The sequence below is a fragment of the Bacillus sp. UNC437CL72CviS29 genome (genome assembly GCF_000482345.1).
In the GTDB taxonomy this organism is placed as follows: Bacteria; Bacillota; Bacilli; order Bacillales; family Bacillaceae_G; genus Bacillus_A; species Bacillus_A arachidis.
Genome location: NZ_KI535304.1, coordinates 13,119 through 39,441 on the forward strand (window position 1 = coordinate 13,119; position 26,323 = coordinate 39,441).

Consider the following 26,323-nt stretch of genomic DNA (forward strand, 5'->3'; position numbering starts at 1 on the left):
TTGTGTCAAAAATTTGTCGGAAATGTGTTGTCACTTTTCCGTATATGTGCTATATTATTTCTTGTAAGCGATTTCAAATGGTTTTTAAGCGTATTCAAGGGGGACAACTAGAATAATGAAGCGTTACGAAAGAAAGTGGAAGCATATTTGTTTGAAACGTGTGGCACATCGTAGTGTTCAAGCAAACACGGAACCAAAGACTGAGGTATCTAAAGAACAACAAGAGAAGCAATTGGTTTTACAAAAATAGCAGTCACTTTTTCGTATATAAATGAAAGTAGATCGTTCGTTGGGGGATGGACGTGAAAATTGCTTTCGACTAAGGGGTATTGTCCGATATATAGATTTTATAGTAAAAATAAGCACAGAGCATACGGCGCTCTGTGCTTATTTTTTTAATCAAACGTTTGTTTAATTTCATTCTAGCCGCATGCGCTTTTATTGATATCCAGCTCCAGCGGCTAGAACAGTCGGTCGTTTCACTCCTTCACCTGAGGCAAAGAGCGCCTCTGATTCAGGAGTTCCAACGCCCTCCTGTTCTGAACGAGCCGCTTCCGCTTTTATTTTTTAAACCGTACTGTTTTGTCCCATCCGATAATTTGTTTTTTACCTTTAGCGCGCAAGTATAGGATGAGGCTTCTGATAAATAAGTACGTAAAGAGCTGGGCGTATGTGAAATACATGATGATGCTGATAAAAATGTTTAGCGGTGTGAATGTGTTTTCGACACTTTGTGCACTAAAGAGCTGCGAGGTGTACGTAATGTAGGCGACGTACCACGTAAATAGCAGCGGGATTGCATAGTTGATTTGAAACAGGCCTAGTAGACCGATGATCAACCATACATTTGAAATGATTAAGAATAGCCAAAAGACAATGTATACTAATACTTGCTGCAGTGAATGAACGAGTAGTTTTCCTTTAAAGAAGCTGAAGGAGGAAAACATCTTTTCTAAAATGTATAAGTTTCCTTGGAGCCAGCGCGTTCGTTGTTTAATTAGGATGTTTAAATGTTCAGGTTCTTGTTCCCATGTAATGGATTCCGGTACGATTGGTAATAGATAGCCTTTTTGTGTAATTCGTAATGTGAGTTCTGCATCCTCCGCAATGGCATAAGGGTCATAGCCGCCAAGTTCTTCAAGTGCAGAGCGGCGAAGGAGCATGTTTGTTCCTGTTAATGAGCCGGTTTGGAATAGGAGCCAACGGCCAGATTGCATGAGTAGCTGGAAGATTTGAAACTCAAGAGAAATCATCCTTGTAAGCCAATTTCGTTTTTCATTAACAGTACGCACATGGCCGACAGCACCGACAGCATCTTTTGTCGTTTCTGCGTATTCAACAAGCATGCGAAGAGCATGAGGTTCTGGCTGATTATCGGCATCGTATACACAAAAGTATTTTCCATTTGATATGCTAAGTCCATAGTTTAATACGCGTGATTTTCCTTTCGGTTCCCCAGGTGGTACGCGAATATGCCTTATATGAGCATATGCCTTATCGTATTCATCGCTAATTTCTCCGGTTTCATCTTTGGAATTGTCATTTAATAAATAAATCGTAAGTTTTCCGGGATATTCAATATTTGCCATCGCGGCTAACGTATCCATAATAACAACGCCTTCATTATGAGCAGGAATCAGAATATCTACGCTTGGATAATGTTCTAATGTACGATCCTTTAATTTACGCTGTCGATGAATAAGGCCAGCGATTGTTAGTAAGGAATAGTAGACGAGTAAGCCTGAAAATAAGAAGGCTGTAAAAATAAGTACATATTTAATAGAAAAAATAGTACTAATCCAAAAAACAAGCAGACAAAATAGAAGAAATAACAGAAGAAGAATAAGGGTCATCATATTGTTAATCCCTTCCCTCCAAGCTGTTCTTGTTTTATTTTGATTTTTGAAATAGCCTCTTCTGTGAACCATTCTTCCCATTTATGTTCAAGACGCTTCAGGACGATATTTACACCAACTTCATTTATATTTTGAAGTAAAATGACCAATGTATTATCATCATATTTTCCAACTAAATCAAAATCACTTAGCACTGTATCGAGTAGGAGGGAGGCAACGTGATCCATGACGCTTTGTCGCGTATAGCTACTAAAAGAGGAAAACGAAAAGTAGATGAGCATTCCCGTTTCACTACGTCTTTTCATAGCAGTTTCGAGCAATAAACCACGTTTTTCAAATTCTTGTCTTGTTAATAGCTTTGTCTCTCCAATGTATTGTTCGAGCTTTTGAACTTGCTTTCGCAGGCGTTTATTTTCATTCACGAGTTTTTTTAACATATAGGTCGATATATAAATAAGAAAGAAATTTGCGGTTGTTAGGAAATGAGCAATGATATAGGAAAATTGTGTGGAAGTACTCCATAAATATAACCATGCTTCATAAAATAAATAGAAGACGGAGAGGAGAGTGCCGGCAATAAATAAAATAAAAGCGAATTTATTTGAAATGAATAGAAATAGTAAGTTGATGAGTACATAAATAATTGTGAAGAAAAAAGCATAAGGATAGGAGTTTATATGGATTGTGGTGAAATAGAATAAAATTTGAACAATCCATAACAGTATGATTTGATTGGGAGTTTTCTTCATTGGTGTACCTCCTAACAAATAGGTTTTTATATGTAATATGTGCTAGAAGGGGGAGGATACATTCATAAAAAAAGGCTGACCCGAAAGTTCGGATCAGCTCACTGTTTATTATAAGAACATCATACCTGCAACAGCTGCGTTTAAGAAGTTCGCTAGTGTTCCAGCGATTACGGCTTTAATCCCTAGCTGTGCAATTTGTTTACGGCGAGAAGGGGCAAGTGTCCCTGTCACACCTAATTGAATTGCGATAGAAGAGAAGTTTGCAAAGCCGCAAATTGCAAATGTTAAGATCATATTTGTTTTATCAGACAGCTCTGCCATATGTGGTCCTAAGTTTGCGTAAGCAACGAATTCGTTGATTGCGAGTTTTTGACCGATGAAACCAGCAGCTTGTACAGCTTCGTTTGGTGAAACACCGATTAAGATGGCAAATGGTGATAATAAGTAACCAAAGATTAAATCAAGGCTAAGTTTAATATGGAACCAAGATCCAACCCATCCTAATAGGCCGTTTAATACAGCGATTAATGCGATGAACGCCATTAACATTGCTGCAACGTTAATAACAAGCTGCATTCCTTCAGATGCACCGCGTGCTGCTGCATCGATAACGTTAGCATCTTCACGCTCTGTAGAAAGTTGTACATTGTTATCTGGTTTTTCTGTTTCTGGCATAATTAGTTTTGAAATTAATAAGCTTGATGGTGCTGCCATAATTGCTGCTGCTAATAAGTGCTCTAGCGGAATTCCCATTGCTGCATAACCGACAAGAACCGATCCAGCGACAGCTGTCATACCGCTTACCATAATTGTGAAGAATTCACTGTTTGTTAGACGTGTTAAGTACGGTTTAATTAAAATTGGTGCTTCTGTCTGTCCTAAGAAAACAGTTGTTACTGCATTTAAACTTTCTGCTTTAGAAGTTCCAAGAAGTTTGCTTAATGCACCACCAACGATACTAACGAATTTTTGCATAATACCAAAATAATATAAGATTGCTACTAATGAACTAATAAATACAATTGGAAGTAGTGCTTGAATTACGAAGACGAAGCCCCAAGGACCTTTTGCGTTTACTAAATCCCCAACGACGAATTTAATTCCCTCATAAGAAAAATTGATTAAGCCTTGAACGCCGTCAGAAGCAACTTTTAAGCCAGCTTTTCCGGCATCCCATCGTAACACGATGAAAGAAAATGTAATTTGTAATGCTAGCGCGATTAAAATCGTACGCCAATTAATAGCTTTGCGGTTGGAAGATAATAAGAAAGCGATTGCTAAAACTCCAATCACGCCGCCAATTCCCCATAAAACATTCATACAGTGTAAATCTCCTTTCTCATAGTAAAAAAGTGTACATAACAGATGTCTATACTCAACGAAAATAGCATCTTAAGTAACGTATCATACCGGACATCAGAGGTCAAACGTCTACCGAAAAGTTTAAATAGAAAGAAGATTTTGTTAAAAAACACATATCTATCCTAAAATAAAGAATTTGGTTATGTTAAAAAAAATGCATCATTATTGTGACGTTTTAGAATGTTTTCGTAGAATGTAGTGTATGAAATGAGAAGAAGGCTGCACATTTAAAATCTATAAAACTAAAAAAGAGCCTTCTAGTATTCTAGAAGACTCTGAAACTATGACTTAAGGTGCTTTTGTATATCCTAAGAGGTGGCTGCTCCAATAAGAATTATTTACTGAAACAATTTTTACGCCGTTGTCGCCAGCTTGAATGAATGATCCACCACCAAGGTAAATACCCATATGCGAAGGACCCGGCTTATAAGTGTTTTGGAAATAAATTAAGTCACCTGGTTGTGGATTTGAAGTCTTTGGTAAGCTACTCCAATATCCTGCAACGCTTTGACGGCTAATGTTATGACCGAATTTGTTATATACGTGGAAAATGTAACCACTACAGTCAACGCCATTAGCAGAAGTACCGCCCCATACATATGGTACACCTTGCATGGATTTTGCATATGCAAGGATAGAAGACATATCGCCACTTGTGTTACCTGTATTGTTATTTTGGTTGTTATTGTTGTTAGGCTTATTGTTTACAGCGCCACCAACTGGTGTTTTAGATAGGTAGCGAGTTCCTACATAGCCAGTGCGACCGTTGTAGTTAATTTTGCTCCAGCCGTAATGTTCAGAAATAACTTGCACTTTTTGGCCTTGTGGAAGAGCACCAATTACGCTGTAATTTGTACCTTCGCCGCTACGTACATTTAATGCGGCTACATTAATGTAGTATTCGCCAACAGTTGTTTGTGGTTGCTGTGGTTTTTCGGGTGTAGTTGTGCCGCCTTTAACGAATGTCACATACTTGCTGCTCACATAACCCGTTTTACCGTGATGATTGATTTTGAACCAACCATTCTCTGCGCCAATTACGTTTAATGTTTGCCCATTTAATACGCCACCAAGCACACCATGGTATTCAGCTGGACCTGTACGAACACGTAAAGATGTTGCGTTAACAACGTAAGTACCATCAGTTCGAACAGTTGTATTGTTATTTTCTTGCTCATTGTTACCTTGGTTAGTATTGTTACTAGAACCGCCTTTTGTTACGTAGTTTTTGCTAATATATGCTGTTTGTCCTGCGTAGTTAATTTTGAGCCAATCTTGAACTTCGCCAACAACTTGTACAACTTGTCCTTTATGAACAGATCCTAAAACTGTATGAGAAATACTAGGGCCTGTACGAACACGAAGGGAAGATACGCTCACAGTATAATTTCCGTTTGCAGGTTTAACTGCTGTTCCATTATTTGAAGAAGCGCCAGATACAAATTCTCCGCTTACATAACCTGTTTTACCATTGTGGCTAATTTTAACCCAACCATTTTCTTCACTGATTACGTTTAATGTTTGTCCCTCGTATACACGTCCCATAATAGAACTAGAAGGATCTGGGCTTGTGCGAACACGTAATACGTCAGCAGTAACTTTGTTTTTACCACCTGTGCTTACGTTTGGTTTTGCACCATTTTTGGATACAAATTCTCCGCTTACATAACCTGTTTTACCATTATGATTAATTTTAACCCAACCGTTTTCTTCACCGATTACGTTTAATGTTTGTCCCTCGTATACGCGAGAGATGATGTCGTGAGAAGTACTGGACCCTGAGCGCACGTGTAGTACGTCAGCAGTTACTGTGTAGTTTGAATTGTTTTGTGGTGCAGCTTGAACAGCTTGTGCAGCAGGTTTCTGAGTGTTTTCAGGGGCAGCTTGAACGCTATCTAATGTCGGGGCTGCGCCTCCCGCTACAGACACTGCCGCAAGACCGGCAAGATATTTTTTCATGTTTTGTCGATTCCTTTCTGTCTGTGATATAGTGATGAAATATTTACCAACTGTTAAAAATTCTAAAAGGCATGTCGATTACTGTCAAGGTTTATGCGGGAATCTGAATATGTCAAAAGTATTACAAAAAAAATCAAGGTGTATTCTTCACCTTGATTTTAAATGAAAACACATATATTAATGTATAGTTAATATGACATCGTCCGTGTTTAAGGTAATGAGATGTTAGAAGTTGAAAAGCTCTGCATAAATGTTTTTTGTAGTAATTTGGTAATTCGTCCAACTTGTCCATCTTGGATAGCAGTTCCATCAAGATGCGTCATAGGCAAAACTTCTACAGTTGTTCCTGTGAAGAAGCATTCGTCAGCATTATAGACATCACGAATGCTGAATAGTCCTTCTTGTACAGGAAGTTGTAGTTTGTTTGCTAAAGAGAGAATGTATTGGCGGACAATCCCGTTTAAGATTAAATGGTTGGCAGGGTGTGTATAAAGAATCCCTTTTTTTACTAGGAAAAAATTCGAGCAACTACCCTCTGTAACAATTCCATTACGCACGAGAAGGGCTTCTTTACACCCTTTACGTTCTGCTTTTGTGGCAGCCAGTATATTTGGCAATAAATTTAAGGATTTAATGTCACAGCGGAGCCAACGTGTATCAGGTTCTGAGATAGCACGTACTCCATATTCAATCCATAAAGCGGGTCGTTCTTTTTTGGAGATATAAGCATAGATTGTTGGGGTTACATCAAAAGAAAATGTGTGTACACGATGTTGTACTCCTCGAGAAACTTGTAAGTAGATTGTACCATCTTCTTGGAATGTATTATTTTCAAGTAATTTGTAAAGCAAGGTAATAAGTTCTGCTTTAGAGCAAGGTAATGTTAATTCTATTTCATCCATTGAACGGTATAATCTTGTTAAATGTGGGTCTAATAAATGAATGTTTCCTTTGTAAATACGAATTACTTCATAGACCCCATCTCCAAATTGTAAGCCGCGTTCTTCTAATTGTATGTACGGCTCTGTTTTATTTGTATCAATAATTTGATCATTCCATAATACAAATCTTTCGTACGCCATTTTACTTCCCATCCTTTCTTAATTGTTTGAATGATGAGTGGTGAATCGTTTGTAGGTGATAGTTGTAATAAAACGATTGGTGAGGATATTCCATTAGCGGAAGATGAAAAAATGATAGAATTTCCACCTTAATGCATTTCGCATATATCAATTCGTAAATGAGAAATAAGAATCCTGCTTTTTAGAAATAAAAAAAGCGACATTCATATAGAATGTCGCATAAGGAGGGTAGCTCATTTCATAGGGATATTGTCTTGGCATAGCCTAGAAAGGTAAATAGTAAACAGATCGATCGGCTTTACTAAGACAATGAGTGTTACTTCAAAGTAACACCAAAGGCATTGTTACACAAATGATTCTGTTACTCCCCCAAGGGGACCTTTCACAAAGCTGTGAAATGATAGGCGGGGGATAGGCAGAACATTGTTTACAAGTTTTATTATAGAGATGTATTATGAATTTTATGTAAATATTTGGTGAAGATTGTGTAATTTTATCATACAAATGTAGAAAAAAGACGCTGAGATTACTCAGCGTCTTTTTTGTCTTCTTTAATAGCCGTTTTTACTTCGCCTGTTTTAATTTTGTTACTTTCAGAGAAGCGGAGTAGGTCGCCCTCAATGAGTTTATCAGACATGCGCAGTTCATTTTGTGCACGATCAATCATTGCTTGAGCTTCTTCTTTTGGTACTTCTACAACTTCGCCTGTCATGCGATCATAGAATGTATTGTTTGTGTACATATATTTTTCTGTTATAAAGCTTCCATCGCGAAGAACAACGAATGATTTATAATCTGGTGAGAATACATCATGACCAAAGCTAATGTCATTGCTTGAATCAACACCAAGTAAGTTTAGAATTGTTGGTTTAATATCAATTTCACCTGTTGGTTTTGAAATTGTTTTACCTTCTTTTTGACCTGGAACATGAATGTACATCGGTGTACGTTGTAAGTTCATATGATCAAATGTTGTAATTTCTTCTTTGCCTAAGAATTGTGCCATTGCGCGGTTATGGTTTTCAGAAATACCGTAATGGTCACCGTAGAAGACGATAACAGAGTTATCATATAGCCCTTCTGCTTTTAGGCGTTCAATAAAGTTTTTCAGTGCTTCATCCAAGTAACGAGCTGTTACCATGTAACGGTCAAACACTCCGTCACCAGAGTTGTAAGGTTCGATTAATTTTGTGCTATCGTCATACGTAAATGGATAGTGGTTGGTTAAACTAAGGAAGCGAGTATAGAATGGCTTCTTCACTTGTTTTAACATATCCACTGATTGATCAAAGTACTCGATATCTTTTAATCCCCAGTTTAGCTTTGTTTCTGGTGTGATTTTGTAGTCAAGCTCATTATAGTAACGATCGTAACCAAGTGCAGGATACATGATGTTACGGTTCCAGAATGTTGCGTTGTTTGCGTGGAATACAGCTGTGTAATACCCTTGCTGACGCAGAATTTCTGGTGTTGCAGTATATTCGTTATTACCATGTGTAAAGAATACAGCACCGCGGTCTAACGGATATAGAGATGTATCTACTAAGAATTCAGCATCCGATGTTTTCCCTTGTCCAGTTTGATGGAAGAAGTTATCGAAGTAATAACTTTCCTTTGCAAATTGGTTTAAGAATGGTGTAACTTCTTGACCATTTACTTGTGCACCAATTAAGAATGTTTGCAAGGATTCAAGAGAAACGACGATTACGTTTTTCCCTTTCGCAGCACCAAACATATTTGGATCCGGTTTCGTTTTGTTTGTTTTCACATAGTTTTCTGCTTCTTGTAATTTGCTACCATCAGCAAATGCCTTTTGTGAACTTGATTTTGCTTGTAAGCCAAGATCGTATAATTGGTGAGTATATAAACCTAAGTTTTTTACAAGCATAACGCGGTCAAATGAACGTGTTAATAGTTCTGGACGCTCAGTTTCTGCAAGACCTAAGTTTGCAAAGAAAACAGCGATCGTTGATACGAAGTATAAAGAACGCATTGGACGTGATACGCGCTCAGTTCTTGCAAAGTTCTTCTTTTTCTTTAATAGAACAGAGAAGATGATAATATCAGCAAATGCAACGATGATTTTGTAATTAAATAGTTCTTTCACACTAGAACCGAGCTGTCCGAAGTTGGATGTTTGCCCAAGTACCGGTAAAGTAACGAAGTCATTGTAGAACCCGTAGAACATTACGTTACCAACAAGAACGATTGTTAAAATAAAATCAATTCCAAGTGCTATATAATTACGTTTCTTTCCTTTTGCGAATAATGCAAGACCCACAAGCAGTAATGATGCTGCTAATGGACTAATGAATAAGATAAATTCTTGCATGAAAGATTCAAGTTTCAAATCAAAACTTGTACGCGTTATGATGTAAGTTTTTAGCCATACAGCCAAAGCAACGAACAAAGTAAAGCGCACATTAAGAAATTGTGACTTTAAAGATTCCTTCATCCATTTCCACCCTTTCTCTATCAGGCTTGGTCGATTTTTGAGCGAAAAGTGCTAAAATAAAAAATACATAGTTTTCTTGGCCATGAGTAGAGGTTTCTATATCTCTCATATACGACTTTAACTATGCATACCCTTTTGGTTTCCTGCCATTTTGTTTGTTGATACATAAGTATAACGTCATTTTTGTATTATACAACAAAATTCAATTCTTAGAAACACTATAACATTTTACATTTTTTTGTATTTTTTATTGTTGCTGCCAGAGAAAACTTTAACATTGGTTTATATGCTCGTCAACTAGAAAATATAACAAAGATAATAAAGAATAGTAAGAGAAATAGAACATTATATATTGAGAAATATTGAAATCCACTTTCTTTTTAGAGAGGAGAGAGCATCCGCCTGAGCATAGAAGCGGTTCAGCCCGATGCCAAGTTTAAAACAAAGTGAGGGAAAGAGAGTAGGTTTTCTTTTGTTTTCATAGCTGTGGTTTATATGTTAAAAACCTTACTAAAGTTAGAATTAATAGAGGAAAATAGTTGCGAACACTTGTTCTTTTTGCTATTGTCTGTTACAATAAGTTTTCATGGATCGGTTATGTGTATATTTGATGAACTTTTTATTGACTAATGAGGCTGTTTTTCTTTTTGAAGGCGTATTTACTTTTTGCGTATAATAAAAAAACAAAACATGGGGGCCTTTATATGGAACGGAAATTTTCAGTTGAAGCGTTTTGGAATAAAGTGAAACATGTAGCGAAACAAGCGGGACAATCGGTTATTTATGCGAGCTTATTGCTGTTTTACGTTATGCAAAGACCGGATGTTCCGAAGCGAGTAAAGGCAATTATTATTGGAGCACTTGCTTACTTTATTGCGCCAATTGATGCGATTCCGGACTTTTTCGCTGGAATTGGTTATACGGATGATTTAGGTGCTTTAATAGCTGCACTTTTGCAAGCATCTATGTATGTAAATGAAGATGTAAAAGAAAAAGCACGGATAAAGTTAGTGGATTGGTTTGGTTCGGATATAGACACATCGTTTATCGATCAAAAGTTAGATCAGTAAGTGAGGAAGTGTACTATGCCATCAGGAAAAACACATACGAAAATAAACTTACTTTCTCTTCCGATCGTTTTGTTTATGCTTGTTTCGTATGGACTAACAAATTTTGATTTTTTACTCACTTTTGCCATAGGATTTTTAATTGGCACGTTTTTCTTAACACCTGATTTGGATATTCATAGTAGCGCCTATAATAAATGGGGGTTGCTTCGTATTTTTTGGTATCCGTATCAATGTGTGATGCCACATCGTTCTTTTTTGACGCACACGCTAGTAATCGGGGATCTTATTCGTATATTGTATATGCTTCTCGTCTTTTCTCCATTCCTATACATATTAAATAAAACGGTATTAGACGGAAGGTTGCTCGAGATTGCAAAGGAATATGATGTTGCTTTAACAACATTTGTAATTGGAGTCATTGCTGCGAGTGCACTTCATATTATAGCGGATCGATTGAACACGCGCCGGAAAAAGCTTATAGGGCGAAAGAAGAGAAAACGAAGAAGGTAAGGCACTTGCAAATTGCGAGTGTTTTTTCTTTTTTATTATGTAGAACGGAATATAAGACTTTTAATCAAACGTTTGTTTAAAGTGAAATGCATTGATATGATATTCTTTTTTTCATTAATCAAACGTTTGTTTAAAAAATGAAGGAAGAATGAAACTTACTTTTTTTCCTATTTATAAACGTGTAATGAAACGAAAAATAATCAGAAAAATCTTTTTTAAAAGAAAATGATATGGTAAAGTATAAACATAGTTAATGAAAACGTTTTCTGAAAACGTTTTTTATTTTAGGCTTAAAGGTATGATGACCAGGTAGTCTATTGATAGGACTATAAGAATTTTAAAACAGGGGATTACAGAAGGGGAGAGGACAATGGGCACATGGACACAAGTTTACGATCCGTTCGGTAACATTTGGATTTCTGCAGCGGTAGCACTTATTCCAATTATCTTTTTTTTCTTGGCTTTAGCAGTTTTTCGTATGAAGGGTTATGTGGCAGGATTTATTACGGTTGTATTGACAATTCTAGTTGCGCTATTTGCGTATAAAATGCCATTTACAATGGCGATGGCTGCAACCGGATATGGATTTTTATATGGATTATGGCCAATTGCATGGATTATTGTAATGTCGGTATTTTTATATAAAATTTCAGTAAAAACAGGACAATTTGATATCATCCGTGCATCCGTACTATCGATTACAAATGATCATCGTTTACTTGTTATTTTAATTGGTTTTTCATTTGGTGCATTTTTAGAAGGGGCAGCAGGATTTGGCGCACCGGTAGCAATTACGGCAGCACTTCTTGCTGGTCTTGGTTTAAATCCGCTATATGCAGCTGGACTGTGCTTAATTGCCAATACAGCACCAGTAGCGTTTGGAGCAATGGGGATTCCGATTACAGTTGCGGGGCAAGTAACGGGTATTGATCCTCACAAAATCGGCCAAATGGCTGGGCACCAATTACCATTCTTATCACTATTTGTTCCATTCTTTATCGTATTTTTAATGGATGGCTTCAAAGGTATAAAACAAACATGGCCTGCGTTATTTGTAGCAGGTAGTTCATTTGCAATTACACAATTTATTACAGCAACGTTTTTAGGACCAGAACTTCCGGATATTACATCAGCGCTTGTGAGTTTAATATGTTTATCGTTATTCCTAAAAGTATGGCAGCCGAAAGAAATCTATCAATCTAATCAAGAAAATAATGAAGTGGCAGCAGCAACGACAGTTGCATCTATGCCGAAATTAACAGCAGGAAAAGTTGTAAAAGCTTGGTCACCATTTATTATTTTGACAGTGATGGTAGTTATCTGGAGTCAAAGTTTCTTCAAAGCATTATTTGCTCCAGGTGGGGCATTAGAAAGTCTTGTCTTTAAGTTCCAAATTCCAGGTCTGCACAATTTAGTAATGAAAGCAGAGCCAATTGTAAATAAACCAACACCTTATGAGGCGATATTAAAGCTTGATGTCTTGTCAGCAACAGGAACAGCGATTTTAATTGCATGTATTATTTCTATCCTTGTACTAAAAATGAGTGCAAAACAGGCTGTAGAAACATTTGCAGAAACATTACAAGAATTAAAGATGCCGATTCTATCTATCGGTTTAGTATTAGGATTCGCATTCATCGCAAACTATTCTGGTTTATCGTCAACACTTGCGTTAGCGTTAGCGGGAACAGGTGGATTATTCCCGTTCTTCTCACCATTCCTTGGTTGGCTAGGTGTATTCTTAACAGGATCAGATACATCAGCAAATGCACTATTCTCCAACTTACAAGCGATTACAGCGCAGCAAGTTGGTGTAAAAGAAGTACTGCTTGTTGCGGCAAATACAACAGGTGGTGTAACGGGTAAAATGATTTCTCCGCAATCGATTGCAATCGCGTGTGCAGCAGTAGGACTTGCTGGAAAAGAATCTGATTTATTCCGCTTTACAGTAAAACATAGTCTATTCTTTGTAGTGATTGTTGGGATTATGACATATGTACAAGCCTACTATTTAACGTGGATGATACCGTAAGCTTTTAGGTGGGTATAAGCCGTCAACTTAACACAAACAAGCCAGGTGCTGAAAGCACCTGGCTTGTTTCATAATCTTAACTAAATGGTTACGCTGAGAGACTATTCATCCTCGGATAAACACTCTCCCAAGTTTATTAACTCCCCTATAAATAAGTATGCTGATAAAAAGAATAAAATTTAAAAAGAATTCGTCGCCCGCGTCCTCATCTTTCCAGTGAACTTCAAACAGCCAACCGATTCCGTAATTGGCAACAACCCAGATAGAAAATAATGTCCAGAAGCGCATCCAACTGCCCCCAAACAGAGCAGAAAAAAAGGCCATAATTGACGTGCCTCCAAACCAAAAGACAAAAATAATACATATTGCGCAAAATATAAACCTGAAGATAGACCCCAAACACCCCATTATAATTTCACTCCTGATCTAAACTATACTTGATATATGTGCATAAATAATATGACTAATTTTTTATGTGTTTTGACTTTAACTGAATTGTTCTTATAAATAAAATATATAAGAATAATAATTTTTAGAAAATTATAACACGAAACCGTATTATAATCCGTGTAATAAGTAGAAATCTCTATTAATTGTAGACGGATGGTATGATTTTATTTGAACATGAATAAGTTTTGGCTCCCACCTCAAAATTTAGTGGAAACAAAGAAGCTAGGTGATAGATCAACTGCCCATAAGAGCCCGATTGGTGAGGGCTAATAATCATTGGTTCTATCAGGTATATCGATTAGCAGACAAAAAAACGATAGATAAAAATTGCAACTCATGCCTTTGCATTTTTCTGATTATCGTGTATGATGGGAAAGTATTGAAAATTAAATCAGTGATAAACTAGGGGTGCCTAAGTGATGCTTAGGCTGAGAGAGAAGCGCGATAACTTCTTAACCCTTTGGACCTGATCTGGCTCGTACCAGCGTAGGGAAGTTAACGGCTTTACATAACTATGTCTTTATGAGCCAGGTCCTTGTTTTACTATGGACCTGGCTCTTTTTATTTTGGCATGCGCTGGCCACTAGTTCTTGTCCTTGTCACAAGTAAGGCGAAAGCGGCTCGTTCAGAATGGAAGGGGGATGGAGCTTCAGCCGAAGAGGTGTGTTTTACCTCATTTGAAGAAACGAAGCCAACGATCATTCTAGCCACTCAAGCTGGATCTTAAGTAAAGCGAAAGCGGCGAAACGTCGCTGAAGTGAGAATCGAGTTGCACAGAAATTGGCTCAAGATTCGGTGCAAGTTAGATTTGCCTGAAATGATAAAGGGGAGGAAACACAAATTATGAAGCAATCTGTTTCAGCTGAACAAATTGAATTGAAGTCGAGTTTACCAGGGAGTAAGAAAGTTTATGTTGATGGACCGCATGAAGGTATGAAAGTACCAATGCGTGAGATTGAACAAAGTGATACAAACGGTGTACCAAATCCACCAATTCGTGTTTATGATACGAGTGGTCCGTACACAGACCCTAAGTACAAAGTAGAGCTAGAGAAAGGAATTCCATCGCCTCGCCGTCGCTGGATTGTTGAGCGCGGAGAAGTGGAAGAGTATGAAGGACGAGAAATTAAGCCGGAAGATGATGGTGTGAAAGTTGCATCTAATCATACATCTGTGTTCCCGCAAATGGATCGTAAACCACTTCGCGCAAAAAAAGGAGCAAATGTAACGCAAATGCACTATGCTCGTAAGGGGATCATCACATCTGAGATGGAATATGTTGCGATTCGTGAAGGGGTAGAGCCTGAATTTGTACGTAAAGAGATTGCAGAAGGACGCGCTATTTTACCAGCAAACATTAACCACCCAGAAGCAGAACCGATGATTATTGGCCGCAATTTCCATGTGAAGGTAAATGCGAATATCGGAAACTCTGCTGTCTCTTCTTCCATTGCAGAAGAAGTAGAGAAGATGACATGGGCAACTCGCTGGGGCGCAGATACCATTATGGATTTATCAACAGGGAAAAACATTCATACAACTCGTGAATGGATTATCCGTAACGCTCCTGTACCGGTTGGGACAGTACCAATTTATCAAGCGCTAGAAAAAGTAAATGGAATTGCTGAAGATTTAACGTGGGAAGTATATCGTGATACGTTAATTGAACAAGCGGAGCAAGGTGTGGATTACTTTACAATTCATGCAGGTGTACTGCTTCGTTACATTCCAATCACTGCAAAACGTACGACAGGAATTGTTTCACGCGGTGGGTCCATTATGGCGCAGTGGTGTTTATTCCATCATAAAGAAAACTTCTTATACACTCATTTTGAAGAGATTTGTGAAATTATGAAACAATATGATGTTTCTTTCTCTTTAGGAGATGGATTACGTCCTGGTTCGATTGCAGATGCAAATGATGAGGCGCAATTTTCTGAGCTTGAAACGCTTGGTGAGTTAACAAAAATTGCTTGGAAGCATGATGTTCAAGTTATGATTGAAGGGCCAGGTCATGTACCCATGCACTTAATTAAAGAAAACATGGATAAAGAGCTTGAGATTTGCCAAGGTGCACCGTTCTATACACTCGGACCTTTAACAACGGATATTGCACCTGGTTATGACCATATTACATCTGCGATTGGTGCAGCAATGATTGGTTGGTTTGGCACAGCAATGCTTTGCTATGTGACACCGAAAGAGCATTTAGGTTTGCCGAACAGAGATGATGTTCGTGAAGGGGTTATTACGTATAAAATTGCGGCGCATGCGGCTGACCTTGCGAAAGGACACAAAACAGCGCAGCAGCGTGATGATGCACTTTCAAAAGCTCGTTTTGAATTCCGCTGGCGCGATCAATTTAACTTATCTTTAGATCCCGAACGCGCAATGGATTTTCACGATGAAACATTACCAGCAGAAGGGGCAAAAACAGCTCATTTCTGTTCGATGTGTGGTCCGAAGTTCTGTAGTATGAGAATTTCACATGACATTCGTGAGTATGCAAAAGAAAATGATTTAGAAACAACAGAAGCAATTGAAAAAGGTATGAAAGAGAAAGCGGAAGAATTTAAAGAAGCGGGTAGTCACTTATATCAATAATTGAATTTGAGATGAGGCTAAGAGTGCCCGCGGATAGCGGGAGATATGTATGATTTCCGAGCACCTTTTTACTTGATTGATCACGTGTACCTAATTTAAATATAGAAGAAGCCTCTTTTGCTAAGACGGTAGCAAAGGAGGCTATTATTTTTTAGAGGGAGAAGAAAAGTTGTACCCAGTAGAATAAGAGGAATAATGTTACGATTGTTGAGAGCGGAATGACAATAAGTGATACGCTTAAATAATCTTTCCATTTCACTTTAATTTTATTTTGTCTTAGGATGTACATCCAAATGAGGGAAGCAAGTGTACCGATTGGTAATAATAATGATCCCATGTCACTACCAATAATGTTTGCAAGATAGATTGTTTTTAGAGTGACTGGATCAAGTCCCATCTCAGTTAATGTAATGGTACCAATCATGAGAGCAGGGTGATTGTTAAAGATGTTAGAGAGGATAGAAACCAATCCGCCCATTGTAAAGCTCGCATAAAGAAGATGTTGGTTTACAATGGGTTCGCACCATTTTACCAGCAACTCTGTTAATCCTGCATTGTGCAAGCCGTAGATGATAACATACATAGAGAAAGCGAAGATTAGGATATGCCAAGGTGTCTTTTTTAAGATATCGACAGGATTTGTACGTAAATAGTACCATCTCCACACAAGAAGAATGAATGAACCCAGTACAGCTACAATTTCAATCGGTATGGATAGGAAGGAAGCGACGAAGAGAAGACAGCGCATAAGGAATACGAAAAGTAATACTTTTAACATGAATTTTGTCCGTTTTTGTTTTGTATCTACGGGATTTCTCCCTTTTAGAGGATGAAAGTTTTTTGTGAAGAAAATTTCTTCAATATCATAAGAGGAAACAGGTAATCTTTCTGGTAATTTTTTCTTTAACACAGTGTACATGAGCCATGACATAAATAGTAATCCTAGCGTTGCCGGAACAAACATCATTGCAGTGTGCATATAAAGTGTCATGTTTACGATATTTAATGCGATTAAGTTTACGATATTACTTACACCAATTGGTGCACTTGAAGCAGTAGCAATTAAAGCACCGCTTAGTAAATATGGGATTTGCTCATGTGGTTTTAATCGAAGGTTTTTAAGAAGTAAAATTAGAATTGGAGTCGTAATTAAGATACTGCCATCATTGTTAAATAGAAGTGTCATGAGGAAGCATAATAATTGAATGTACCAGTATAAACGGCGGCCGGAACCTTTTGCTAAGTTTGCCAGTTTTGCAGCCGACCAATGGAAAAAGCCGAAGCTTTCTAGTATAACCGCCATAACAATGGTTGCTAAGATCGTTATGGAGGCGCCTCCTATTTTACTAATAATATCCATGACGTCCGGTTTTGATACAAGCCCTGTAAGGAGAATGATACCGGCGCCAATTGCAGCGGGCCATGCTTCATTCAATCCACGTGGTCGCCAAAAGATGATAATCATGGTTAAGAAGAAGACGACGATAGTAACCAATATTTCTGTACTCATTGTTAGCCTACCTTTCTTTTTTACTTGAACAAATAGATGTAAGCTTGTCTCAAGTTTATACAGTAGTATATTCAAAGAAAGACAAGTAGAACTAGGTATGTATCTGAATCTAGTGAATATGTGTATTTGATGTTAAAAGGCAAATATAGATACGAGAGAGATAACTAGTGCTTTTTGATAGAGAGAAGTGCCTGCATAAATAAAAAATGAACAAATAATATAGAAACATTTTAAAGTGGGAGAAAGAGCATCTGCTCAAGCATAGAAGCGGTTTAACCCCATGCCCAGTTTAAAACAAAGAGTAGGTCACTTTTTTATGATCATAAAAAAAGAAGCTGGTCTCCAAACATCTCTATTTTCAGTAAATGTTTGGAGTAGCTTCTTTTTTAATTGCTATTTTTCTTTGAGGAATGTTCGATCTTTTAAGAATAAATTCCAGAAGAAAATAAAGCCCGGAAGTAAGATCGCGATGCCAATTGCATAGAGGATGAGCAGCGCATAGAATGTTTCTTTCGTTGTAAAGCTTGTAAATACGGTAACGTCCGGATAGATAATATACGGTAAATGTGCAACGCCATAAGCGTAACTTGCAAATGCATATTGTGCAACAACTGCTAACACAGCGATGCGAGGCCAGCCAAGTGAACCGTGTTTTTTGTTTGTCCACCAAAGGGAAGAATACCCGATTACAAATAAAATAATGGAGACTGTGAACCACGGAAACTGTTTAATTAATCCTTGCATGAGCCAATGGGTTTCTGGGTCCATAACAACAAGGGCGATGATGGCAGTAACGAGTGTTGCTGGGCCGAGTATGATGGCATTACGTCTGTAAATTCGATATGTATCTTCTGAGCGCTGTTCTCTCGCAAAATCAGCTAGAAACAGAGAGGATAAGAATAGCTCAGAAGTTAATCCGAACAACATATACCAATAGATTACAGGGCTTGATAGAAGTTTCCCATATAATAAAACTTCTTTTCCACCAGAGGTTGTAATATAGGCACCTTCTGTTACTGGCAAAACTGTAATTAATAAGGCAGGAATTAAGAGCCCAGTAATACCAGAAATGAGGCGCAGGACGTGTTCATATTTTGGTACAGAGTAAGCAAACACCATAAAGGTACTACGAATAGCAACGAGAACTAAAATTAATGTTACAGGAACGAACATGACTGTTGCGAGTGTAAAAGCTGCTTTCGGAAAGAAGCCAAGAAATGCGACAACGACAAAGACAAGAAATGTATTCGTGACTTCCCATGTTGGTGATAGATAACGATTGGCAAGCTTTCCGGCTAGCGTCGGGTGCTTCGCGTATACCATGCCCCAAAATCCAGCCCCAAAATCAATGGAACCTAAAATACTGTATACGAAGATAATGGCCCATAAGATGATAATCGCAATACTTTCCTCATGCACGAGGATCTCCTCCTTGCTGTCCTAGATCGTTTTTTAATGGATGTCTTCTAAAGAACGTTCGTAGTACGAAAATCGTTAAAGCGCCAAGACCGACATATAAGATGATGAATAAAATAAATAAGGGCCCGACGAAATCAGCCCGCGTAGCGGCATCCATTGTGCGCTGCATCCCATAAATCGTCCAAGGCTGACGGCCGCTACAACTGAAAACCCATCCAAATTCAATGCCAAGCATCATAATCGGTCCGCATGCAGCAGTAGCCCACAGAAGCCACTTTGGTAATTCTGTCCCTTTTTTTCGATAGATAAAGTACCAATATAAAAGAGCGATTGCTGCTACAGCAAAAGTGAATGCAGCTGTACCGACCATTAAATTAAAGAACGTATGTGTATAAAATGGTGGCCACGTTTCTTGTGGAAATTCATTTAATCCCTTTACAACGGTATTAGGATTAAATCCAACTAACATGCTTAGCATATTTGGGATTTCAAGGGCGTAGTTTAGCTCATGTGTTGCAGGATCAACAAACCCACCAATTGCAAGAGGAGCATGTGATGTTGTATGAAATAATGCTTCAGCCGCTGCTAATTTTTCCGGAGAATGTTCATGCAGGGCAATTGCTGATTCATGTCCAGAAAGCCACATTGTTGCACCTGTAATAAACGTGACGACGAGGCCTAAAAATAGTCCTTTTTTATGATAAGCAATTTCCCGTGGGCTTATATTTCGTTTTAATAATTTAAATCCAGCGATAGAAGCAATGACTGCTGCACCTGTTGCGTAAGCCGTAATGACCACGTGAAGGGAGCTTGTGAAAAAGCTTGGATTAAAGAATGCCTTCCACGGATCAACGTTAAAGACAGAGCCATCAGGGTTCATAGAAAAGCCTGCCGGTGTATTCATCCATGTGTTTGCTGAAGTAATTAACACGGCAGATGCCGTGGCACCAAGCATGACAAAAAAGAGTGAGATTAATCTCATGAATGGTGGTAATTTATCTGCTGCATATACGTAAATGGACATAAATAAAGCTTCTAAGAAGAATGCGAAAATCTCAATCTGGAATGGAACAGATATGACTTGACCGACAATTTTGGCGAAACCGGGCCAAAGAAGTGAAATTTGTACACCGACAATTGTTCCAGTAGGAATTGCTACACCAAGAAGGATGGCAAAAGCTTTTGTCCATCTTTTTGCCATAACAGCATAATCTGAATCCCTCTTCCAGTGATATAATATTTCGCTTATAAAAATCATTAAGGATAGTCCGATTCCAAGAGTTGCAAAAATAATGTGGAATGCTAATGATGATCCAAAGAAAGCCCGTGACAATGTAACAGTATCCATAACTCTACTCCTCTTCATTTTTGCCATTATTTTCTGATTGAACTGGAAAATTTATTCAAAAAACTGCCAAAAATATATATGTATTTTAAAAAGTGAGTATGATATTATAATTTTGAAATCTTTAGAAAAGATAAAAAATAGGGAAGGAATGTAATTGCATTTGTATTTCAGAACAAAATCTTTTATAATGCTTATACGAACGTTAGTTCTGTTCCTGAGGTTGAGACCAACAGAATGAAGAGGTTCATGTGAAACGGAGGGGGATCCTTGTATGTATCCTGAAGTCATTAGAAAAATGGCGTTTTCGAAAGAGCATAAAGATTTATTATTAAAGTTATACAATAAAGAAATTACACGGCGTGAATATGATCGCCTTGTGCAATTACTGTATCGTCCTGCGAAAGAGGCTAACTAACGTATGTAAAGAATAAAAAGTAAGGGCAATCTAAAGGATTGTCTTTTAAATGTTTCCGTATGTTCTGCCAAGATTACGGTTAGCCTTATTATAGAGGTGAGAAAACGTGCGGAAACATTTGTATATATGGGTGGCGTTAGTTTTATTTATGGTTTTAGGAGGGATTGTTTTTTGGGCTGCACTACAAGGGAATCGAACAGAATATTTTATTTTGAGACATATGATAAACGAGAATGGGACGCTCGCAACATATCGAATAGCTGATTCAGAGGAAGGAACGGACGAGGCAATCGGTCGTGAAGCATTATCAGAATCAGCAGGACTATGGCTACAATATACACTTGATATGGACAATCAATCATTGTTTGATGAACAAGTAAAGGTTATCCAAAATTATTTTATACATCCAGTCCATATTGTTTTATGGAAAATTTCTGAAACAGGAGAAAGACAAGCAGCTACGAACGCTCTCATTGATGATCTTCGCATTATCGAACAGCTATATCGTGCCTATGAAATGTATAAAGAAGAGCGGTATAAACATCTTGCGGATCAAGTGAGTGATGCTGTACTTCGTTATAATAAGAGAGGAAACATCTATGTTGATTATTATGATGCGGATAAGGAGATGCAACACAATATATTAACGACATCCTACATAAATCCAAGTGCATTCTCTTATATGAAAAAGTACGGAAAAATTTCAGAAACGCAATATCAAGGAGTTATTCAATTTTTAGCGGATTATCCGAGGCGCGGCTGGGCATTCCCGAAAGAATATAAAGCAGATGGCACGTTCACATATGAAAAACAGGTGAATCTGATTGATCAATCGTATGTTGCTTATCATCGGAGTTTAGGCGGCATTGCTTCGGAAGCCTATTTAGATTTTATCAAAAAAGCATTCCATAAAGATGGAAAGCTATACGGTCGTTATGATTTAGATACAGGAAAACCAGTAGTAGATTTTGAATCACCAGCGGCATATGGGCTAACCATTCTATATGTGTTGCAAACGGGAGATATAAAGTTTGCTAAGGAATTATACAATCGGATGAGTGAATTTCGGAATGACAACGTATTTAGCAGGTTTTATGGTGGATATGTAGTTGGGAAAGAGGACAACACGCATATTTTTGATAACGTGTTGCCGCTATTAGCTGAGACGGAATTGAAAATGGATAAGAAGTAAAAGGATGATAGTGGCTCCTGCAGTTATTGTAGATGGCCTTGTTATATTAGAAGAAAGAAAAATCAACAGGTTTCTGGACAAGAAGAAGCTGCCTCTTTGCGGAGGCAGCTTCTTCTTATTTTTTACTTCTTACTAACGATAGTAAAGGTATAAGTGTAGGCCATTTTAATACAGGCGTGGGAGAAGGTCCTGTAATCCATGTATGGAATGGAACCGTGCTACATATAACCATTGTGATGATAGAAAATGTTACCGTCAAAAGAAATAGTGATAGACTATATAGAATTGTATTTGCTTGTAATGTAAATAGAGATAGTAATTTCGTAATTAGCTGTAAAAAGAAAAAGTGCGCTAAATAGGCCCCGTACGTGTAGTTTCCGATAAAACGTAATGTTTTATATAACAAACCTCGTCGCTGTACAATCATGATAGATAGTACGTATAATATTAAAATTTCACATACAATGTACAGAAACATGGATGGCTTTAAATAGGTAGATACAGTAAGGTGAATGGAATCTACACCATAAAAGCTAAATAGTTCATAGTTAATGAATAAGAATAGAATAAAAAATAAGATTGTTATGAGCGGTATATGTTTCATTACAAATAAACGCCAAGCTTGAAGTGCTACAGCTGCGATTCCTCCCATGACAAAGTAAAATGAATAAAAGAAGAAGGATCGATCTGTATAATGCAAAACAGTTGATCTAGTTAAGACTTCACCGTTAAAAATATAATGAGAAGAATACCACATTAAGAGAAAATACATGCTAGCGAAAACGGCCATGTACCGGTATATATCTTGCTGATTGTGTGTTCGCTTTTGAAACCAATAGAACAATCCGCATAGCAGTGGGAACAACAAATGAATTTGGAACATCATGATGACGTACCAAAGATGGGGTGCGGCTGTTCCGAGAAATAGGCTTTTTATTCCGCTTTGCACTGTAACGACTTGATTTGTTGTAAATAGGTATACGACGGACCAGAAGAAATAAGGAGCAAGTAAGTGTGTTGTTTTTTCATAGAGGTATTCTGTATAAACCATTTGTTTTGTGTATTGCCGAATTAAATGGAATCCAACAATGAAGATGAATGCTGGTGCTGAAAATTTTGCGAGATTAAATAGCATTCCCATAATAAGAGATTGTTCTAGTAGAATATGTCCTTGATTCATTGTATATAGTAAGGAACTTTGCAAAACAACAGCAAGAAATGCTATGCTTTGCAAAACTTTAAATTCCGGGGCGTTTTGTGTCATAGTTTCCATCTCCTTTTCCATACATGATTATAGTACGAAGGAAGAGAAAGCGCTGTGGAAACTTTGTGAAAGTTATAACAAATTTGTGGCAAATAAAGTGTTATTTTATTTGGAGGTAATTGTAAGGAAGTGTTCGGGTATCCAGTTAGTGCAACATTTAATATAATGTCTTTAATAGGTTTTATTGGAATCGCTTACAGGTTTGAGAAACAACATAAAGTGGATGTATTAGTAGTATTCATTATTGTCCATGTGGAATTCATGACGAGCCATGGTGGGCGGTGTCATGAGTTCAATTTAATTATCACGAATGGATTAAAACCTGCAGCGTTTTTCAAGCAAAGAAAGATATAACAAATATGATAATTATGAATCTGTGCAGAAAGTTTTGGGGCTACGATGGTATTCTTTATTTACCATTTTTGAGAGTGTAGGATAAGCAAAAAGTAGCGTAAGAAAAAGGGGAGTAAAGAGATAAAATGGATACATTAGAGACACAAGCTTTTCATTTAATTTTACATGGAGGAAATGCGAGAAGCAGTGCGATGGAAGCGATTGATTATGCAAAGCGAGGAAAGTTTGAAGAGGCGGACGCTAAACTACAGGATGCGCTTCAAGAATTACAAGAAGCGCATCGTTTGCAAACAGATTTGATACAGAGGGAAGCTGCGGGGGGAAAGACGGAGATCACCCTGCTCATGGTTCATGCACAAGACCATTTAATGAATGCTATAACGGTGAAGGAATTAGCGAGTGAATTTGTAGGATTATATAAGAAAATGTTAGCGAAAGAATGAGGCCTTGCTTATGCAAGGTCTTTTTTTATGTACGAAAAAGTGTCAGTTATGTCGAGGGTGATACCACTTATGTAGCAATCTATTTATTTTTTCCAAATATATGTAACAATAAAAGTGTAAGGGAGGTGGAGGTAGTGAAGATTCACCTTGAATTAGATCCATCACAAGATGAAATAGAGATTATTGTAAAGACAAAAGAAGTAACAGACGAAGTTCAGCATCTTTTAAAAAGGATAGAAGGTGGAGGTGTGAAGCAAATTGTTGGAATTTCGGAACAGCAATATTATTTGTTAGAACCGAAAGATATTTATTGGTTTTATGCAGAGGGTCGAAAGATAATGGCGCAAACGACGAAAGGAAGTCTTGAAGTGAAATCACGTTTGTATGAGTTAGAAACAAAATTACAGGGTGATCGCTTTGTGAGATTCTCAAAGTCTACATTAGCTAACTTGCAGTATGTAACAAGTTTTGAAATGTCTTTTAGTGGCAGTATGTGTGCACACTTTTCAAATGGAATGAAAGAGTATGTTTCAAGAAAATATGTGCCGCTTATTAAAGAAGCATTGAATATAGGAGGAGGTTAGAGATATATGATGATTACATTGTTTGATAGAATAGGCGCTAAAGTGATTGCAGGAATGGCGATGGCGATGGTGTATAGCTTATTGTTTTTAGGAATCGGTTATGCAAATGGAATGGATGTATTAGAGACAAAGACATTACTTACCCACCTTGTAACAGCAAATATTGTAGGGATGATCTTTTCGTTTGCTTCCTTTGTGTTTGAGAGAGAAGAATGGAGCATTTTGAAGCAAACGATGATTCACTTTATCATTTTACTAGGAACATTCTTACCGATTGCAATTTGGATTGGTTGGGTTCCAAGTCAACTTGTTCCCATTCTGATTTGCATAGGTAGCTTTATCGTTATTTACTTCATTATCTGGTTTACGATGACAATGTATTGGAAGAAAAAAATTGAGGGATTGAATAGTGGATTGAAGTAGGTTTACAGGAGGTTAATTCTTTATTGTAGGTTTTCGAATCGCCAATATTTGAATGATAGATGGGTGTGGACCATCAGTGGATTATCACTGATGGTCCTGTTATTGTAGCGTAACCTCCTTTTAGTAGAAGAATAAAAATAAGAATTAGCTCATATTCGTTATTTCTCCTATACCTCGAAGCAATTTTTTTATATAAAATCGCTTCGGTTTTAAAATGTCTAATATATAGTTAATCGCTTTTTGTGGATCAACGGCTGTACCGCATGTATAATAGGCGATTGCTGCGAAGCCCTTTTCTGGATATGTGTGAATAGAGATGTGGCTCTCTGCTAGTAGAATTAATATAGTAACGCCATATGGGTGAAATATTTTTTCGCTTACAGATAGAACAGTAGCACCACATATAACAGATGCAGTTATTAAATGTTGTTCTAAAAATTCACAAGCATTTAATAGAGAAAAAATCTATTTTCTACAAATCTACAATTATATGTCTGCCGAATGTGGCATGTTCCATACTTCTTGTATAAAAAATGTTTTATCTTATTTTATGTAAAGAAATAGAAGTTAGATTGGACAATCTATTCTTTTGGAATATGAAACACTAGTTTATTACAAAGTGAAAAGCCAATATAAAATTTATTTGTAAAAATATTTTATTTTTTGTTTTCCCACACGACTAGACAACTAAACACTAATCTATTTTCATACAGATATGTGTTAAAAGCGTGTTGTTTTATAACACACTACCGATATTTTAAATAACACACTTTTTGAAAGCGATAACACACAATAAAAAACACTTAGGAGAATGTTGATTTTAGGCAGTTTGAAAAGTTGGCACGGCAATTGCAATAATAAAAGGTGTAAAGAAAGAAAAATAAATAACAAAAATAGTTTACATGCATAGGGGGACTTATTAATGAATATTTTACTTTGTTGTTCAGCAGGAATGTCTACAAGCTTACTAGTTACAAAAATGGAAGAGGCTGCAAAAGCTCGCGGTCTAGAAGGAAAGATCTGGGCTGTATCTGGGGATGCAGTAAAAAACAACATTGATGAAGCAGATGTATTATTACTAGGACCACAAGTTCGTTATATGCTCTCTTCAATGAAAGCGCTTGCTGATGAGAGGAATGTTGGTATCGACGTTATCAATCCAATGCACTACGGCATGATGAATGGAGAGGCAGTTTTAGATCACGCATTAACACTTAAAAAATAATTAGGGGGGAAGAAAGA

At 37.3% G+C, this 26,323-nt stretch carries 24 protein-coding genes, 1 pseudogene and 1 riboswitch; of the genes and pseudogenes, 13 read left to right on the forward strand and 12 right to left on the reverse strand.

Annotated elements, in window-relative coordinates; translation table 11 throughout:
- Positions 1–115 precede the first annotated feature (115 nt).
- Positions 116–250, forward strand: a complete 135-nt coding sequence (locus M014_RS30405; protein ID WP_090695650.1) for a hypothetical protein — start codon at positions 116–118, stop codon at positions 248–250.
- A gap of 310 nt (positions 251–560) precedes the next feature.
- Here the strand turns inward: M014_RS30405 and M014_RS0124265 are convergent, their stop codons facing one another.
- The 6 genes from M014_RS0124265 to M014_RS0124290 all read right to left on the reverse strand — a co-directional run bounded on the left by M014_RS0124265 (position 561) and on the right by M014_RS0124290 (position 9,463).
- The gene (locus M014_RS0124265; protein WP_026594003.1) at positions 561–1,856 is read right to left on the reverse strand and encodes a glycosyltransferase family 2 protein; all 1,296 of its coding nucleotides are present in this window, start codon (positions 1,854–1,856) and stop codon (positions 561–563) included.
- Positions 1,853–2,605, reverse strand: a complete 753-nt coding sequence (locus tag M014_RS0124270) for a dGTP triphosphohydrolase (RefSeq protein ID WP_026594004.1) — start codon at positions 2,603–2,605, stop codon at positions 1,853–1,855. The genes M014_RS0124265 and M014_RS0124270 overlap by 4 nt, the downstream gene beginning before the upstream one ends.
- A 108-nt stretch (positions 2,606–2,713) precedes the next feature.
- Positions 2,714–3,925 carry a NupC/NupG family nucleoside CNT transporter gene (locus M014_RS0124275; RefSeq protein ID WP_026594005.1) on the reverse strand — a complete coding sequence of 404 codons (1,212 nt, stop codon included), beginning with the start codon at positions 3,923–3,925 and terminating at the stop codon, positions 2,714–2,716.
- 330 nt (positions 3,926–4,255) lie between these two features.
- Positions 4,256–5,926: a C40 family peptidase gene (locus M014_RS0124280; RefSeq protein ID WP_026594006.1), complete on the reverse strand. Its 1,671-nt coding sequence runs from the start codon at positions 5,924–5,926 to the stop codon at positions 4,256–4,258.
- A 209-nt stretch (positions 5,927–6,135) separates the two neighbouring features.
- Positions 6,136–7,020: a D-amino-acid transaminase gene (locus tag M014_RS0124285; RefSeq protein WP_026594007.1), complete on the reverse strand. Its 885-nt coding sequence runs from the start codon at positions 7,018–7,020 to the stop codon at positions 6,136–6,138.
- A gap of 514 nt (positions 7,021–7,534) precedes the next feature.
- Positions 7,535–9,463, reverse strand: coding sequence for an LTA synthase family protein (locus M014_RS0124290; RefSeq protein ID WP_026594008.1), 1,929 nt, complete (start codon positions 9,461–9,463; stop codon positions 7,535–7,537).
- A gap of 704 nt (positions 9,464–10,167) precedes the next feature.
- On the opposite strand from M014_RS0124290, the gene M014_RS0124295 reads away from it, so the two are divergent.
- The 3 genes from M014_RS0124295 (at position 10,168) to lldP (ending at position 13,075) form a co-directional block, all read left to right on the forward strand.
- Positions 10,168–10,533, forward strand: coding sequence for a YkvA family protein (locus M014_RS0124295; protein WP_026594009.1), 366 nt, complete (start codon positions 10,168–10,170; stop codon positions 10,531–10,533).
- Between the two features lie 15 nt (positions 10,534–10,548).
- Positions 10,549–11,043, forward strand: a complete 495-nt coding sequence (locus tag M014_RS0124300) for a metal-binding protein (protein ID WP_026594010.1) — start codon at positions 10,549–10,551, stop codon at positions 11,041–11,043.
- Positions 11,044–11,413: 370 nt separating this feature from the next.
- Complete coding sequence (gene lldP, locus M014_RS0124305) at positions 11,414–13,075, forward strand: L-lactate permease (RefSeq protein ID WP_026594011.1); 1,662 nt, start codon at positions 11,414–11,416, stop codon at positions 13,073–13,075.
- Positions 13,076–13,180: 105 nt separating this feature from the next.
- Here the strand turns inward: lldP and M014_RS0124310 are convergent, their stop codons facing one another.
- Positions 13,181–13,363 (reverse strand): hypothetical protein, encoded by a 183-nt coding sequence (locus M014_RS0124310; protein WP_026594012.1) that lies wholly within the window; start codon positions 13,361–13,363, stop codon positions 13,181–13,183.
- Positions 13,364–13,919: 556 nt separating this feature from the next.
- A riboswitch (TPP riboswitch) is annotated at positions 13,920–14,035 on the forward strand.
- A 25-nt stretch (positions 14,036–14,060) separates the two neighbouring features.
- Between M014_RS0124310 and M014_RS27460 the strand changes: the two genes are divergently transcribed.
- Together M014_RS27460 and thiC are read left to right on the forward strand one after the other, a co-directional pair.
- Positions 14,061–14,252 carry a hypothetical protein gene (locus M014_RS27460; RefSeq protein WP_035415734.1) on the forward strand — a complete coding sequence of 64 codons (192 nt, stop codon included), beginning with the start codon at positions 14,061–14,063 and terminating at the stop codon, positions 14,250–14,252.
- A gap of 116 nt (positions 14,253–14,368) precedes the next feature.
- Entirely contained in the window at positions 14,369–16,129 is a 1,761-nt protein-coding gene (gene thiC, locus M014_RS0124320; protein WP_026594013.1) for a phosphomethylpyrimidine synthase ThiC, read from the forward strand.
- A gap of 151 nt (positions 16,130–16,280) precedes the next feature.
- Here thiC and M014_RS0124325 read toward each other — a convergent pair whose 3' ends face one another.
- The 3 genes from M014_RS0124325 to M014_RS0124335 form a co-directional block, all read right to left on the reverse strand.
- A complete protein-coding gene (locus M014_RS0124325; protein WP_026594014.1) occupies positions 16,281–17,639 on the reverse strand; it encodes an arsenic transporter in 1,359 nt (452 codons plus the stop codon).
- Between the two features lie 393 nt (positions 17,640–18,032).
- Complete coding sequence (locus M014_RS0124330) at positions 18,033–19,058, reverse strand: cytochrome d ubiquinol oxidase subunit II (RefSeq protein WP_026594015.1); 1,026 nt, start codon at positions 19,056–19,058, stop codon at positions 18,033–18,035.
- Positions 19,051–20,406 (reverse strand): cytochrome ubiquinol oxidase subunit I, encoded by a 1,356-nt coding sequence (locus M014_RS0124335; protein ID WP_026594016.1) that lies wholly within the window; start codon positions 20,404–20,406, stop codon positions 19,051–19,053. The genes M014_RS0124330 and M014_RS0124335 overlap by 8 nt, the downstream gene beginning before the upstream one ends.
- A gap of 271 nt (positions 20,407–20,677) precedes the next feature.
- Here M014_RS0124335 and M014_RS29820 point away from each other — a divergent pair, with 271 nt between their 5' ends.
- Together M014_RS29820 and M014_RS0124345 are read left to right on the forward strand one after the other, a co-directional pair.
- Positions 20,678–20,821 (forward strand): hypothetical protein, encoded by a 144-nt coding sequence (locus tag M014_RS29820; protein ID WP_090695168.1) that lies wholly within the window; start codon positions 20,678–20,680, stop codon positions 20,819–20,821.
- 106 nt (positions 20,822–20,927) lie between these two features.
- Positions 20,928–22,013 (forward strand): hypothetical protein, encoded by a 1,086-nt coding sequence (locus M014_RS0124345; RefSeq protein ID WP_026594017.1) that lies wholly within the window; start codon positions 20,928–20,930, stop codon positions 22,011–22,013.
- Between the two features lie 115 nt (positions 22,014–22,128).
- Here the strand turns inward: M014_RS0124345 and M014_RS0124355 are convergent, their stop codons facing one another.
- Complete coding sequence (locus M014_RS0124355) at positions 22,129–23,298, reverse strand: acyltransferase family protein (protein ID WP_081811121.1); 1,170 nt, start codon at positions 23,296–23,298, stop codon at positions 22,129–22,131.
- A 108-nt stretch (positions 23,299–23,406) separates the two neighbouring features.
- Here M014_RS0124355 and M014_RS0124360 point away from each other — a divergent pair, with 108 nt between their 5' ends.
- The 4 genes from M014_RS0124360 to M014_RS0124375 all read left to right on the forward strand — a co-directional run bounded on the left by M014_RS0124360 (position 23,407) and on the right by M014_RS0124375 (position 25,081).
- A complete protein-coding gene (locus M014_RS0124360) occupies positions 23,407–23,631 on the forward strand; it encodes a hypothetical protein (protein ID WP_026594019.1) in 225 nt (74 codons plus the stop codon).
- Positions 23,632–23,756: 125 nt separating this feature from the next.
- Positions 23,757–24,074 (forward strand): PTS lactose/cellobiose transporter subunit IIA, encoded by a 318-nt coding sequence (locus M014_RS0124365; RefSeq protein ID WP_026594020.1) that lies wholly within the window; start codon positions 23,757–23,759, stop codon positions 24,072–24,074.
- A 134-nt stretch (positions 24,075–24,208) separates the two neighbouring features.
- Positions 24,209–24,658, forward strand: coding sequence for a LytTR family DNA-binding domain-containing protein (locus M014_RS0124370; protein WP_026594021.1), 450 nt, complete (start codon positions 24,209–24,211; stop codon positions 24,656–24,658).
- Positions 24,659–24,667: 9 nt separating this feature from the next.
- Positions 24,668–25,081: a DUF3021 domain-containing protein gene (locus tag M014_RS0124375; protein ID WP_035415761.1), complete on the forward strand. Its 414-nt coding sequence runs from the start codon at positions 24,668–24,670 to the stop codon at positions 25,079–25,081.
- 144 nt (positions 25,082–25,225) lie between these two features.
- Here the strand turns inward: M014_RS0124375 and speD are convergent.
- Positions 25,226–25,550, reverse strand: a pseudogene (speD, locus tag M014_RS28840) (adenosylmethionine decarboxylase).
- A gap of 453 nt (positions 25,551–26,003) precedes the next feature.
- Between speD and M014_RS0124385 the strand changes: the two are divergent.
- Positions 26,004–26,306 carry a PTS sugar transporter subunit IIB gene (locus tag M014_RS0124385; protein ID WP_026594023.1) on the forward strand — a complete coding sequence of 101 codons (303 nt, stop codon included), beginning with the start codon at positions 26,004–26,006 and terminating at the stop codon, positions 26,304–26,306.
- The last annotated feature ends 17 nt before the right edge of the window (positions 26,307–26,323 follow it).

What these genes read in the sequence shown, in the direction of transcription:
- M014_RS0124355 (WP_081811121.1), bottom strand. Translation starts at nt 23,298, where the DNA reads ATGGAAAAGGAGATGGAAACTATGACACAAAACGCCCCGGAATTTAAA.
- thiC (WP_026594013.1), top strand. Translation starts at nt 14,369, where the DNA reads ATGAAGCAATCTGTTTCAGCTGAACAAATTGAATTGAAGTCGAGTTTA.
- M014_RS0124270 (WP_026594004.1), bottom strand. Translation starts at nt 2,605, where the DNA reads ATGAAGAAAACTCCCAATCAAATCATACTGTTATGGATTGTTCAAATT.
- M014_RS0124325 (WP_026594014.1), bottom strand. Translation starts at nt 17,639, where the DNA reads ATGAGTACAGAAATATTGGTTACTATCGTCGTCTTCTTCTTAACCATG.
- M014_RS0124335 (WP_026594016.1), bottom strand. Translation starts at nt 20,406, where the DNA reads ATGGATACTGTTACATTGTCACGGGCTTTCTTTGGATCATCATTAGCA.
- M014_RS0124275 (WP_026594005.1), bottom strand. Translation starts at nt 3,925, where the DNA reads ATGAATGTTTTATGGGGAATTGGCGGCGTGATTGGAGTTTTAGCAATC.
- M014_RS0124265 (WP_026594003.1), bottom strand. Translation starts at nt 1,856, where the DNA reads ATGATGACCCTTATTCTTCTTCTGTTATTTCTTCTATTTTGTCTGCTT.
- M014_RS0124300 (WP_026594010.1), top strand. Translation starts at nt 10,549, where the DNA reads ATGCCATCAGGAAAAACACATACGAAAATAAACTTACTTTCTCTTCCG.
- M014_RS0124375 (WP_035415761.1), top strand. Translation starts at nt 24,668, where the DNA reads ATGATTACATTGTTTGATAGAATAGGCGCTAAAGTGATTGCAGGAATG.
- lldP (WP_026594011.1), top strand. Translation starts at nt 11,414, where the DNA reads ATGGGCACATGGACACAAGTTTACGATCCGTTCGGTAACATTTGGATT.
- M014_RS0124285 (WP_026594007.1), bottom strand. Translation starts at nt 7,020, where the DNA reads ATGGGAAGTAAAATGGCGTACGAAAGATTTGTATTATGGAATGATCAA.
- M014_RS29820 (WP_090695168.1), top strand. Translation starts at nt 20,678, where the DNA reads ATGTATCCTGAAGTCATTAGAAAAATGGCGTTTTCGAAAGAGCATAAA.
- M014_RS0124290 (WP_026594008.1), bottom strand. Translation starts at nt 9,463, where the DNA reads ATGAAGGAATCTTTAAAGTCACAATTTCTTAATGTGCGCTTTACTTTG.
- M014_RS0124280 (WP_026594006.1), bottom strand. Translation starts at nt 5,926, where the DNA reads ATGAAAAAATATCTTGCCGGTCTTGCGGCAGTGTCTGTAGCGGGAGGC.
- M014_RS0124295 (WP_026594009.1), top strand. Translation starts at nt 10,168, where the DNA reads ATGGAACGGAAATTTTCAGTTGAAGCGTTTTGGAATAAAGTGAAACAT.
- M014_RS0124310 (WP_026594012.1), bottom strand. Translation starts at nt 13,363, where the DNA reads ATGCGCTTCTGGACATTATTTTCTATCTGGGTTGTTGCCAATTACGGA.
- M014_RS0124385 (WP_026594023.1), top strand. Translation starts at nt 26,004, where the DNA reads ATGAATATTTTACTTTGTTGTTCAGCAGGAATGTCTACAAGCTTACTA.
- M014_RS30405 (WP_090695650.1), top strand. Translation starts at nt 116, where the DNA reads ATGAAGCGTTACGAAAGAAAGTGGAAGCATATTTGTTTGAAACGTGTG.
- M014_RS0124365 (WP_026594020.1), top strand. Translation starts at nt 23,757, where the DNA reads ATGGATACATTAGAGACACAAGCTTTTCATTTAATTTTACATGGAGGA.